Origin of the sequence: Wolbachia endosymbiont (group B) of Ischnura elegans (assembly GCF_947251585.1) — a bacterium.
Lineage (GTDB): Bacteria > Pseudomonadota > Alphaproteobacteria > Rickettsiales > Anaplasmataceae > Wolbachia.
In genome coordinates this window covers 469,480-482,620 of sequence record NZ_OX366371.1, presented here as the reverse complement: position 1 = coordinate 482,620, position 13,141 = coordinate 469,480, and the positions used below count along the sequence as shown (strand labels likewise).

Sequence of the window (13,141 nt, the reverse complement as noted above, 5' to 3'; positions counted from 1 at the left end):
GGCATGTAAATCACAATGAACTTACGCAGCTAATTTAAATTTAGCCATACCAATATCAGTAAATTTGTTCAGTAAGTAGCACTTAATTAACAGCTCTTTTTCACGATTTACCTCTGATTTATTTTTCAAGCCAAACCCAAATATTTGCTTCAACCTATAGAAAAAGACTTCAATATAAGACCGTGCTCCATACTTAACTTTTTTCTTCCATTCATTAATACCATCTTCATAATTCTCATATGACCTAATTCTACTAATATACTTGTTTCTTTCTGATAAGTAGTCAGCTAAACAAATTTTAGTATCCTTCCTAGGGCGAATAATAGGCACAATATTGTATTTTCTGCATTCTTTATACACACTTTTTATATCATAAGCCGCATCTGCTCGAATAGAACAAATGTTATATTTATCACTGACTTCTTCTAACATATCGCAGACCGGCAAATAGTCTACAGCAACACCACTAGTGTAGTTCATGCTTATTGCTTTCTTATCATTTATGTTTAAAATAACATGTAATTTTCTTACTTGACCATAACCACTGTATTTTCTTTTTCGAATATTAAGCTTACTATGCCCACCGTTATTATTGTAGATACTAACTCTAGTGCTATCTACGGCAATTTCAACATTTTCCAGATCATCTTTATTGCTTCTATGGTCATCAATCTTCAAATTAAGCTTTTTAAATCTTCTGGAAGCTTGTGTATAGCTGATAATCTTAAGTTTTTTGCCTATTTGTACCATATAACCTTTTACAAAACCTACAGCTTGTCTCAAGCCAATTCTAAAAAGATGAACTATTATGTGTATTAAAATTACAACTTTATCACTATAAGTGTTATTGCCACCTGCAACTTTTGGACTATTTTCATACCAATTTTCTATGGCTTGATTAACAAAATGAAAAACATTTCCTCTTTTTTTTAGAAACTCATTATATTCTCTTTGGTTACTTACTCTCATTTTTTGTGGCATAAGTTATACTTGTTTGAAAAATGCCTATTTTACAACAAAATGCGTTAGTAACCATAAGCTTTTCTCCTTACAATAACCTCAACCAACACTAGCTATGCAACAAAGCCAGTCTGGTTTGGGCAAACACTACAAATAGTGTCAAGATTATCAACTACTTCGATTTTAGTATTAGGATCACTAATTACTTTACTTGCTATCTTTTTGTAATTTTCTACAAAGCTCTGAGAATATCCATACCCTTGAAATGCAAGAGTGCACATAAAATGATGAGGACGAAACCTTATCACTTTTTCAAATACTGCAAAGCTGCTACAAGTAGAAAAATTTTTACCAAACCAGGAAGGATGAATGGTAAAACACCTACCATTATTGCTTGTTTCAGACCCACGTAAATAGTAAGCCAACTAATACCACAAATAAAGATTACGACTGTACCCGCCAGACAACTTAAAGAATTACACATAAATGATTTATATTTAGAGTTCAGTAATTCATTTACTCTGCTCATTACTACAACAGCAACTAAACAGCCAATCAAATATCCACCTGTTGGCCCGAGAAAAATGTGATAACCACCAGAAAAATTCGCAAAAACAGGCAATCCTGCTTCACCAAGTGATAGATATGTAAGCACAGAATAGAATGCTGTTCTGCGGTTAAATTTAAGCCCAATAAGCATTACTCCTAAAGTTTGCAATGTGATAGGCACAGGCTGCAATGGTATGCTTATTTGAGCCATCAAGAATAAAAGTAAAACGCAAGACAATATTTCAGCCAGTGTTGATCTTCTGCTAGATTGTGTTATAAACATACTTTCCCAATAAAAATAACTTATTAAATGTCATATATGTGTATGAGAGGTTTTGCAATTTAAATTTTGCTCATATTGTGCTACAATGAATTATTTATGCACTATTAAATTAAAAATGATGAGTAAACAAGATCTATTATCGTTGATGAAAGCAAGACACAGCGGACGTTCATACGATCCTACAAGAGCAATATCTCAGGAAGACATGGATATTTTAATGGAAGCTGTAAGGCTGACTCCCTCATGTTTTGGTGATGAACCCTGGAGATACGTAATATGCAACAAACAGAACAATCAAAGCGCATGGGAAAAGCTGCTAAATTGCCTTGATGAATCTAATCAAAAGTGGGCAAAAGATGCACAAATACTAATTATATCTCTAAGCGCTAAGAATTTCCGTAAATCTGACAAAGGTGAAAATTTTTGGGCTAATCACGATACTGGTGCAGCAAATTATGCACTTATGCTACAGGCTGCAGCTATGAACTTAATGGCTCATCAAATGGGTGGATTTGATAGAGATAAAATAGTAGAAAAATTCAACATATCCGATGATTTTAATGTAATGTCAGTGATAGCGGTTGGTTACGAAGAAGATGGCGCTGAAACAAGTAAGAAGAAAAGAAGACCAATAGAAGAAATATTTTTTTATGATGAGTGGCCAAAAACTAGTTAACTTACTTTGACCACCCCTCTCTCAATACCTTAAAAATAGGATTATCTGGTAAGTATAGCTCTTTTCATAATAGTCCAAACGAGGTAAAATAAGGTTTTATAGTAGTGAAGGTAAGGATGCCAGCAGCATATAGTTATAAAAAAAGCAATGGAAGCACTAGAAGAAGGAGAAAGCAGGGAAACGGTGGCAGCAAGATTTAAAATTGGAAGAACTACGTTATGGGAGTGGCAGCAAAGAAGAAAAGAAACAGGAGATTTTCAGTCAAAAAAACTTGGAAATGGAGGTTATAATCACAAAATTACTGACTGGAATAAATTTACTGAATTTGCTAAAAAATATGGTGGTATCGGAAATGGCTAAGCTTTGGAGCAATGTTAGTATCCCAACGATCCATCGAGCTCTTAAAAAAATTGGACTCACACGCAAAAAAAGACATATAGATACAAAGAAAGAAACGAAGAAAAACGCGCTGAATTTTTGAAAATTATAGCAACAAAAGAACCTCAAAACTTAGTTTATATAGATGAGTCTGGCATTGATAACACCGAGTTATGGATATTGCCAGAAGGGACAGAGGTTTTATGCTCTAAAATCTGGTAAAAAAATTCAACGAATCAGTATGATTGCAGCCTTAAACGGCAGAAAAATAGTTGTTCCGTTAACATTTGAAGGCCACTGTAATATGGATATCTTTAATAAATGGTTTGAGCAGTTTTTGACACCGATTTTGAAACCTGGACAAACTGTTATCCTTGATAATGCTACTTTTCATAAGTCTAATAAGATTTGCTAAAGGAGTTGGCGCAGAAATTTTATATCTACCGCCTTATTCTCCCGATTTTAACAAAATTGAGCATCATTGGTTTGCTATAAAAAACAGAGCTAGGAAAAACATCCCTCTATTCACATCTTTTCGTCATGCTGTTGATTCCGCTTTTCTATAAGCTTTTCGGACTATTATGAAAAGAGCTATAATAGATATTAGAGCTTAGAAATTTTACTATGAGCAGAATAATGATAAGATTCCAAGAAGGAGCTGTCAGTAGTCAAACTAGTTGTGTTGCTGAAATAAATTTTGGTAGAACTGCTATGTCGCTGCAAATGAAAATCAAGCACCTGCTTATTATATTTTTAAGCAAAATGTGAAGCACATGGTAGACCATGTGCTCTTAGATGGCAGCACGTGCGTTTATGAATTGTTTAAAAACAATCTTCTAATAAAAAAAACCAAATCCATCACAAGGATTATGACATGTGTCATAATAGTTATGATGCGAGTTAAAATAATTATGGCAGGAATTAGTAGCACAAGGTACAAATGGAGGTGTACAAGCTTGTGCACAGTTCGATACTGGTACTGGTAAAGCTGCTGGTAAATTATAAGCCGTAAATGGCAATTTTGGTAAATTACTGTAATTATAAACCATAATAATCCTTTGAAAAATACTATGATATTATTGTACTTTAAAATAATTAAAGATTTCATAACTTGATTGCTAAATCTAGCATGTTAACAACATTATGATTTAAATTTCTACCCTATCTTCGCCAATTTTGCATACAGCCCATCTTTACTCATTAGAGAATCATGAGTTCCCACTTCTTCTACTTTCCCGCAATTAATCACTATAATCTTGTCAGTTTTGAGTGCGGTTGATAGCCTGTGCGTAATTATGATTGTTGTTCTATTTTGCATTAATTTGCTAAGTGCTTTTTGCACTAGGTTCTCACTTTTATAATCAAGAGCAGAAGTTGCTTCATCAAGTATTAAAACCTGAGGATTTTTTAGTATTGCTCTTGCTATTATGATGCGTTGTTTTTGTCCTTCAGAAAGTTTTAATCCTCTTTTTCCTACAAATGTATCAAATTTATCCGGCAGTTTATCAATAAATTCCATCGCATAAGCGCTGATAGCAGCTCGCCTGACTTCCTCATATTCAGCACCCGGTTTGCCGTATAGTATATTTTCCATTATTGAGCAAGAAAATATCATGTGATCTTGTGGTACTAAGCCAAATAGCGATCTTAGGTCATTTAGCGCAATTGTCTTAATATTCTGTCCATCGATAGTAATACTGCCTTCACTTGGATCGTGAAAACGGAGCAGAAGCTTTAAAATGGTGCTCTTGCCACTGCCAGATGGTCCAACAATTGATACTGATTGGCCTGCCTCTATAGAAAATGATACGTTATTTAATGCTGGCTTATCAGCATAAAAAAATGTTACATCGTTAAACGCAATTTCTTTTTGAATACTATTAATTCTTATAGGATTTTCGCCATTTACTATAGAGCTTTTCATGTTCGTAAACTCAAACAAACGCTCTACTATTCCAAGACCTCGTTGTAAATCACTGATATTATCGCTCAAATTATTTATAGCTCCTGCCGCAAGCGCTGAATAAAACACAAATGAGGAGAGTTCTCCAATGGTCATATTATTACTTAAGACTTCTTTTATTCCAAAAAAAAGCAAAATAACTAGCGAACCTATCACACACGTGATAACTAGAGTTACTAAAATAGCACGCAAGAGTACTAATTTTACGTATGATTTTGATACTGAGTTTAGATGTTTCTGAAAACGAATTTTTTCATTTTCTTCTAGTACAAATGATTTAATGGTTACTATAGATCTAAAATTTTCCTCACTAAATGATGCAAGCTCACTTAATTTATCCTGAGCAAAGCGTGCATAATTGCGAACTTTTTTTCCAAGTGAAGTCATGATAATGAGCAGTATGGGTATTATTGCAGCTGCATATGCGGTTAAATGTAGATTTGTGTATAACAGCATTGCAACACTACCAGTCAGTACCACAAAATTCCTCAATATTGTCAGTAAGCTGCTGTTTATTATCGATTGCAATGCAGAGGTATCAGTAATGAGTGCTGAGATAACATCTTGTACGCCTGTGTTCTCAAAGAAACTTGGTTGCAAGTCAGTGATACTGCTATATAAGTCGTATCTGATTCTTGCGATAACTTTCTCGCTGCCAATGCCAATGAAATATAACCGAATAAATGCAGTGAAAGAAATGCCTAAAACTATCAGTATTGAAACTACGAGCTTGGTAGTAAAGTTATGCTCTGCGCCAGAATCAATTATGTTGCTTAAGCCCCTACCAAAAAGAAGAATCGTTAAAGCTGAAAATAGAACTGCAATAAAAGCTACGGTAAAATAATGTAGATTAGGTTTTATATAATAAAATAACTGCTTAATGTTAGATCGCATTTTATTTTTAAGTTAATTATATAGATTTTAGCTTCAGGAAAAAGTTACAATATTAGTTTACAGTGTACTTCGTTAGAGCAATACGTTCAAGAAACTTTAGCTTGATTTCTACTGAAGGAAAAACGCTGCGAAATTACAGAAAGTTAGCAAAAAAAACTACTGAATAGACCAGAGTTTAATATTCATTTTGTTCCAATATGTAATGCTACTATTCCATAGCTCATATTATAGAACTCAACATTCTTAAAGCCTATCTCTTCAATTTCCATTTTAAAATTAGTTTGAGTTGGAAATTCTCTGATGCTTTTCACTAAATATTCATAAGAACCCTTATCTTTAGCAACTATGCTACCAATTTTAGGAATTACTTTAAATGAGTATAAGTCATAAAATTTGGTGAATATCTCATTTTGATAATGCATAGGGGCAAATTCCAAGCAGACAAATTGTCCATTTTGCTTCAATACCCTATATGCTTCACTTAAAGCCTTTTTACGGTCAGAAAAGTTTCGAATACCAAAAGCTACTGTATAATAATCAAATTCAGAATCTTCAAATGGTAAGCTCTCTGCATTTGCACATACCCAATTGAAATTTAGCTGATTTGAATTTATTGCTTTATCACGCCCTTTGTCCAGCATGTTTTGATTTATATCACATACTGTAACTTGAGTACTTGGTTCACCTCTTGCTATTCTTATAGCTATATCTCCGGTTCCTCCAGCAATATCCAAAACCTTGGAGTTCTTTTTAAAATGCACACTACTTACCATCTTCTCTTTCCATAGCCTGTGCATTCCAAGACTCATTATATCATTCATGATGTCGTAGCAATTTGCTACAGAATCGAAAACCTCTTTAACTAGTTGTGATTTATCCATATTTTATATAGAGATTGCTTACATAATTATTTTAAACTTTAGCAGTTAAATTAATATACTAATGAGAAAAATATACTACAATTAAACATATTTAATCCAGTAAATCATTAGTGTCGACAGCTTTTTCACAAAATATCATCTCTCTTATTATGATATTATCCGTAGCAGTTGTTGATATGGCAACAGACTTATACTCAGTTGCATTGCCAAGTATTGCCAACTATTTTAAGGTGAAAGGTAATATAGCGCAGCTTACGATCAGTTTAAATTTATTAGGAATTGCAATATCTGGATTAATTTATGGCCCATTGTCAGACTATTATGGTAGGCGCCTAATAATGCTTATTGGTATGACAATTTTTACTTTGGCAAGTATTGTATGTTGCATAGTTGATAATATTATACTTTTAATATTAATCCGTTTTATACAAGGAGCTGGAGCTGGTGTTGCAGGCGTTGTCGGATATGCAGCAATCAGGGATATGTACTCAGGTAGTGAATACTCAAGAGTAATCTCAAAGTTAAATATGGTAGTAGCGCTTTCACCTGGAATAGCTCCAGTGGTAGGCAGTTATATAATTTCACATGGTTATAGTTGGAAATTTTTGTTTTTTATCATATCACTTGCTGCAATTATTATGCTCATTTTTATTTACTCGAAACTACAAGAAACGGTGAACGTAAATAAAAGTAAAGCCAGCATTAATATCTTCAAGCAGTATATATTAATATTTAAGAATTATCGTTTTCTTGGGTTTTCAGCCATTCATGGATTAACTTTCATGTGGCTTTGGGCATACATTGCTAACTATCCGTTCATATTTGAATCAATGGGTATTGAAGTACAATATTTTGGCTATCTCATATCAATCATAGTCATATTTTACGTAATCGGCACTTTAATTAACAGAAGGTACGTACCAAAAATAGGGGTTAGCAAGATGCTAATAATAGGTTTGGTACTACCAATAATATCCGATGGTTTATTGGTATATTTTTATTTCATAAACAAGTTGAGCGTACTTATTCTTCAAGTTATTTGGATTCCAAGCAATATTGGCCTTGCACTCGTAATCAGCAATAATGTGACTTCTGCTTTAGAAACGGTCAAAAGTATAGGGCTTGGTAGTGCAGTTCTCTCATTTTGCAATATGATGTTTGGGGCTGTTGGAATATACATAGTAGGAAAATTCTTTTTTTATGGCATTTTACCAAATTTACTATTAACAGTTGTATGTTCTATAATTGCAATTCTTATATATAGTTTACTTAAATACACTGAAAAACACGAAGGATAATCATTATTTCTACAACCAAGAGTTCATGAATTATTAACTACCTTACCATAGTAATGCAATTTTATAGAGAAGTGTTAAATGAATTATTCAATCAGAAATATAGATGCTGCTTTACTTGATGCTGCTAAAAGAGGTGATCTTAATGAAGCAAAGCGCCTAATAATTGAAGAAGCTGATGTTAATGCATATGATGGATCTCAAGGTAATTCTCTATATTGGGCTGTTAAAAATAATCATTCTGATATAGCAAAAGTTCTATTAGATAATGGAGCAGATTTTATTGCTTATGACTCTTCTCGAGAACGCCACGTGTTAAATAAATACGAAGAAGTAAAAGCTGAGTATTGTAAGGTTTCTCTACATCTGGCTGCCAGACTTGGCGACTTGAAAGCAGTAGAAGACCTATTAAAGAAAGAAGCAAATGTTAATACAAAAAATGATAAAGGACAGACTCCTTTACATTTGGCTGTTGAAATGTGCTACCATGATATATCAAATCAAGATGAGGTAAATAATTATTGGGATTGGGATCGGCATGCTAATGCTAAAATAAAATGTGGCAATGTGAAAATAGCAGAAGCCCTATTAGGAAACAAGGAAATTAATGTTAATGCACAAGATAACAACAAAAAGACTTCTCTACATTATGCTGCTCAAAACAACAACAAAGAGATAGTAGTAGCTCTAATAAAAGCAGAAGCAGATCTTAATATAAGAGATAAAAACAGAGAGACTCCTTTGCATTTAGCTGCTCAAAACAACAACAAAGAGATAGTAGTGGCTCTAATAAAAGCAGGAGCAGATGTTAGTATAACAGGTAAAAACGAAGAGATCCCTTTAGATTTAGCTATTGACGAAGAAATAAAAGTGCCATTAATAAATGCTGCTTTACTTAAGGCTGTTCAAGAAGGTGATGTTCAGAAAGTGAGACACCTAATAAGTAAAGGAGCAGATGTTAATATATCGGATGAAACAGGAAAGACTCTTTCATATTATGCCATTCAAAAGGAGAACTTTGAAATGGTAATTGCTCTAATAAAAGCAAGGGTAAATGTTAATGCAGTGGACAAAGATGGAAGGACTCCTTTACATTGGGCTGTTCACAAAGAAAACTTGGAGATAGTAAATGTTCTAATACAAGTAAGAGCAAATGTTAATGCACAAGATCTATATGAAAGGACTCCCTTACACTATGCTGCTATGAGTGGCGATATAAAAGTAGTAGAAGCCCTACTGAAAATAAAAGAAATAGATATTAATTTAGCAGATAAGGATGGAAATACTCCTTTAGATTTAGCTAGCACAGAAGAAATAAAAACTCTATTAAAAAAAGCCAAAGAAAAAATTGATGACATTATAGAATCGAAAGATAATGAAGGAAATCTAAAGGAGGATACTGATACACAACAGGGAGAGAGACAAGTAGATGATTTAGAGGAAGAGGAGGAAAGCATAGAAGAAACAGATGTACAAGCTTATGCTGCTTCTACTCCAGAATCTACAGAGACAGAAAGTTCTTTTTTTAGTAACTTGTTTAGTATACTTATGAAGCCTTTTTCTTTAATAGGGTCATTTTTTGGTAATTTCTTTTCATGGTTGTTTGGATCTGATGAACCATCAACTGAATCTGATCAAATAATTGCACCAAGTAACTCAGGAGGAGAGGAGCTAACAAACTATCAAGAGGGTGATAATAATATTATACAATAGATTTCTTGCATAACTGGAATGCAAAGAAAAATCAGTTGATGTCATGAAAGTAGCTGACACTGGCACTCAGTTAAATTTACGGAGTACAATGGATTCCAGCGTCAAGCACACAGCTGTACGAACATTGTGGTTTGTGGGCAATTCGCGTAGCAGACGGTGTCATTCCAGTGCTTGACACTGGCATCTACCGTCTTAAACATCAAGATAAAAATTATTGTTTTTTATCATAGCATTTAAACAAATGATGATTTTTCTCATTACAGCAACTAAAGCAACTTTAGCGGCTTTGCCGGAGTCAACTAAACGCTGGTAAAATACTTTCATTTTTTTATTATGACGCATTGCAACCACAGCAGACATGTATAATGCTTTTCGAGCATAAAATCTGCCACCTATGACTTGGGCCTTGCTTACTTTCCTTCCGCTTTCACTAGTTTTTGGTGCAACTCCAACTAGACAAGCTATTTCCTTATTATCTAACCTGCCAAGTTCAGGTACCTCTATGAGTAGGATACTTGCGGTTTTCCGTCCAACACCTTTATAGCTAGTTAGCAGTTTGCTTTTTTCCTTCAAATCAGGATGGCTTTGTTGCATAGCACTGATAGGCATGTAAATCACAATGAACTTACGCAGCTAATTTAAATTTAGCCATACCAATATCAGTAAATTTGTTCAGTAAGTAGCACTTAATTAACAGCTCTTTTTCACGATTTACCTCTGATTTATTTTTCAAGCCAAACCCAAATATTTGCTTCAACCTATAGAAAAAGACTTCAATATAAGACCGTGCTCCATACTTAACTTTTTTCTTCCATTCATTAATACCATCTTCATAATTCTCATATGACCTAATTCTACTAATATACTTGTTTCTTTCTGATAAGTAGTCAGCTAAACAAATTTTAGTATCCTTCCTAGGGCGAATAATAGGCACAATATTGTATTTTCTGCATTCTTTATACACACTTTTTATATCATAAGCCGCATCTGCTCGAATAGAACAAATGTTATATTTATCACTGACTTCTTCTAACATATCGCAGACCGGCAAATAGTCTACAGCAACACCACTAGTGTAGTTCATGCTTATTGCTTTCTTATCATTTATGTTTAAAATAACATGTAATTTTCTTACTTGACCATAACCACTGTATTTTCTTTTTCGAATATTAAGCTTACTATGCCCACCGTTATTATTGTAGATACTAACTCTAGTGCTATCTACGGCAATTTCAACATTTTCCAGATCATCTTTATTGCTTCTATGGTCATCAATCTTCAAATTAAGCTTTTTAAATCTTCTGGAAGCTTGTGTATAGCTGATAATCTTAAGTTTTTTGCCTATTTGTACCATATAACCTTTTACAAAACCTACAGCTTGTCTCAAGCCAATTCTAAAAAGATGAACTATTATGTGTATTAAAATTACAACTTTATCACTATAAGTGTTATTGCCACCTGCAACTTTTGGACTATTTTCATACCAATTTTCTATGGCTTGATTAACAAAATGAAAAACATTTCCTCTTTTTTTTAGAAACTCATTATATTCTCTTTGGTTACTTACTCTCATTTTTTGTGGCATAAGTTATACTTGTTTGAAAAATGCCTATTTTACAACAAAATGCGTTAGTAACCATAAGCTTTTCTCCTTACAATAACCTCAACCAACACTAGCTATGCAACAAAGCCAATCAGGATCAGAGTTTATTATATCTTCTATGTCTTGCCTAACTTGCTCTAATTGTTTTTTTGCAAATTCTATCTGTTTTTCTATATATTCCCTGGCTTTTCCTGTAACCTTATGCAAACGACACTTATTTGCGTGAACTTCATCGTTTAGATTGCGCTCAATTGCTCTTAGCTCTTTTAGTTCTTCTTGCTTTTGTGAAACTATGTATTCTATTACTTCGTCATTTTTTGTGATAAATTCAGCATATTTTTCTAGTAATTTTGCATCTAATTTATCTGTTTTTGCAAAGTGGTTGCAGGCTTTTGCAAATGCATATACCCGATTTGGGTGAGCTCTGTGAACAGCTATGTTATATTCCCGTAACAACTTTATGACAAGTTTTTCATAACCACCTGTTGATTCTACTACACATAACCTAACAAATACGTTAACTATTTTTGACTTTATAAACTCAGATATAGCTCTTTCTACATTTTCTATACGCTGATGTTTATTGTTAATTGAGATATCAAGTGTTTCTTTTGAAACATCAATACCAATGAAAACTGTTCTAGCCATTTTTGTACCTATAAATATAATCAAATAATAATGTAAATGTTGTACAGGATTGTGATTCGATCTTTTTGATCCCCCTACCGTTCGTACTCCATTTTTTAAAGCAAGGAGTGTACTGAGATGCCTACGATTTCTATCAATCAACCCAATTGACAGTATCACTCCTTGCTCATTATAGCCTTGCGGCTTTGATTTAATATACAATCCAGTCCTTTTATACAAAAAACGTTGTAAAGTGTTTAGCTGGATTCCAGTGTCAAGCACTGGAATGACACCGTCTGCTACGCGAATTGCCCACAAACCACAATGTTCGTACAGCTGTGACTGGAATGACAAGAAAGGGAGCAATGACTTGCACATTCCCCTGAACAGATACCTTGATACATTAAAGTTTCTAGGTTTGAGTAGTGAAATCCGATCAGTATGAAAATTAGCAAACTCCTTTTTATTCGCTGTAGAATAAAATTTTTTATTTTAATGAAAAAATTGCTTCCGCATACTCAAGATGCCATTATAATGATGGTAGAGATATTTAGAGAGCTCAAAATCTATCTCAGTCTGCAGACCTTTTAACCAATTTTTCAATAAAAATTCAGCCACATCTGTTGTGTGTACATTCTGAATCTTTTTTATACAGGAGGATTTTATGTCCAGAATTCCAGATATTTGACCTTTACTTTAGCTAATAACAGGCGCCTGTAGTTTTTATAATTAGTGTTAACACGGTTTTTCTACTTTTTTTTTCTTAATGTTTTAACTCAATACACACCATCATCATTTACTGCTTCTAAATATATCATTGCTAAACACACGCCGCTCTGTATTTCTATAGATAACTCATTGCCTAAACTTCGATTAAAGCAAGAATTCTTTCCTGGAAAAGCAAGGTTACTAAGGTACAGTTCCCATTGTAATCCTTTAGTTGATATTTGAGCTTTCGGTATACCAAGTAAGGATATTTTAGTATTTTTTAGCAAAGAGGAAAAATAGCTAATACCTTTTTGTAATGCGTACCCCACCATGGAAGGCGAAGGCATATAAAAGATACTATCTGTACTTGAAAAAATGTTGATATTTTGTAGTATATGATCAATTGCTCCTCCAGTAATACTCGTTACTATTGATGGCAATAACTTTACTGTTTTTAAGTGAGCCATTGCTTTAGAAAAGTCGCAATAATCTTGATCAGGTAGATATACTGTATTTAAATTAGCACGTAAATTCGGATTGGCTTTGTTGCATAGCTAGTGTTGGTTGAGGTTATTGTAAGGAGAAAAGCTTATGGTTACTAACGCATTTTG

The 13,141-nt window shown here is 33.5% G+C and carries 9 protein-coding genes and 4 pseudogenes; 4 read left to right on the top strand and 9 right to left on the bottom strand.

All coding sequences use genetic code 11. From position 1 onward, the window contains the following. Window positions 1-21: 21 nt before the first annotated feature. From OPR58_RS02415 to OPR58_RS02405, 3 genes and pseudogenes are all read right to left on the bottom strand, one after another. Window positions 22-981 (bottom strand): IS5 family transposase, encoded by a 960-nt coding sequence (locus OPR58_RS02415; protein ID WP_265022212.1) that lies wholly within the window; start codon window positions 979-981, stop codon window positions 22-24. Window positions 982-1,088: 107 nt separating this feature from the next. Next, window positions 1,089-1,268: pseudogene (locus OPR58_RS02410) on the bottom strand (DUF1284 domain-containing protein); the annotation flags it as partial. After that, entirely contained in the window at window positions 1,265-1,792 is a 528-nt protein-coding gene (locus OPR58_RS02405) for a biotin transporter BioY (RefSeq protein WP_265022921.1), read from the bottom strand. The pseudogene OPR58_RS02410 and the gene OPR58_RS02405, both read right to left, overlap by 4 nt. An 85-nt stretch (window positions 1,793-1,877) precedes the next feature. Here OPR58_RS02405 and OPR58_RS02400 point away from each other — a divergent pair, with 85 nt between their 5' ends. Together OPR58_RS02400 and OPR58_RS02395 are read left to right on the top strand one after the other, a co-directional pair. Further along, complete coding sequence (locus tag OPR58_RS02400; protein ID WP_010403959.1) at window positions 1,878-2,468, top strand: nitroreductase family protein; 591 nt, start codon at window positions 1,878-1,880, stop codon at window positions 2,466-2,468. A gap of 116 nt (window positions 2,469-2,584) precedes the next feature. Further along, a pseudogene (locus tag OPR58_RS02395) lies at window positions 2,585-3,412 on the top strand (IS630 family transposase). Window positions 3,413-4,002: 590 nt separating this feature from the next. Here the strand turns inward: OPR58_RS02395 and OPR58_RS02390 are convergent. Together OPR58_RS02390 and ubiE are read right to left on the bottom strand one after the other, a co-directional pair. After that, window positions 4,003-5,703 (bottom strand): ABC transporter ATP-binding protein, encoded by a 1,701-nt coding sequence (locus tag OPR58_RS02390; protein WP_265022919.1) that lies wholly within the window; start codon window positions 5,701-5,703, stop codon window positions 4,003-4,005. Window positions 5,704-5,885: 182 nt separating this feature from the next. Further along, window positions 5,886-6,584: a bifunctional demethylmenaquinone methyltransferase/2-methoxy-6-polyprenyl-1,4-benzoquinol methylase UbiE gene (gene ubiE, locus OPR58_RS02385; RefSeq protein ID WP_264682404.1), complete on the bottom strand. Its 699-nt coding sequence runs from the start codon at window positions 6,582-6,584 to the stop codon at window positions 5,886-5,888. 110 nt (window positions 6,585-6,694) lie between these two features. On the opposite strand from ubiE, the gene OPR58_RS02380 reads away from it, so the two are divergent. Both OPR58_RS02380 and OPR58_RS02375 read left to right on the top strand, forming a co-directional pair. Continuing rightward, the gene (locus OPR58_RS02380; protein ID WP_458694759.1) at window positions 6,695-7,882 is read left to right on the top strand and encodes a Bcr/CflA family efflux MFS transporter; all 1,188 of its coding nucleotides are present in this window, start codon (window positions 6,695-6,697) and stop codon (window positions 7,880-7,882) included. Window positions 7,883-7,960: 78 nt separating this feature from the next. Beyond that, window positions 7,961-9,592 carry an ankyrin repeat domain-containing protein gene (locus OPR58_RS02375; RefSeq protein WP_265022918.1) on the top strand — a complete coding sequence of 544 codons (1,632 nt, stop codon included), beginning with the start codon at window positions 7,961-7,963 and terminating at the stop codon, window positions 9,590-9,592. 192 nt (window positions 9,593-9,784) lie between these two features. Here OPR58_RS02375 and OPR58_RS02370 read toward each other — a convergent pair. The 4 genes and pseudogenes from OPR58_RS02370 to OPR58_RS02355 form a co-directional block, all read right to left on the bottom strand. After that, window positions 9,785-10,177 (bottom strand): annotated as a pseudogene (locus OPR58_RS02370) (transposase); the annotation flags it as partial. A gap of 40 nt (window positions 10,178-10,217) precedes the next feature. Continuing rightward, window positions 10,218-11,177: an IS5 family transposase gene (locus tag OPR58_RS02365; protein WP_265022212.1), complete on the bottom strand. Its 960-nt coding sequence runs from the start codon at window positions 11,175-11,177 to the stop codon at window positions 10,218-10,220. 111 nt (window positions 11,178-11,288) lie between these two features. Continuing rightward, a pseudogene (locus OPR58_RS02360) lies at window positions 11,289-11,843 on the bottom strand (IS110 family transposase); the annotation flags it as partial. Window positions 11,844-12,598: 755 nt separating this feature from the next. Further along, window positions 12,599-12,997, bottom strand: a complete 399-nt coding sequence (locus tag OPR58_RS02355) for a hypothetical protein (RefSeq protein ID WP_265022917.1) — start codon at window positions 12,995-12,997, stop codon at window positions 12,599-12,601. Window positions 12,998-13,141: the final 144 nt, after the last annotated feature.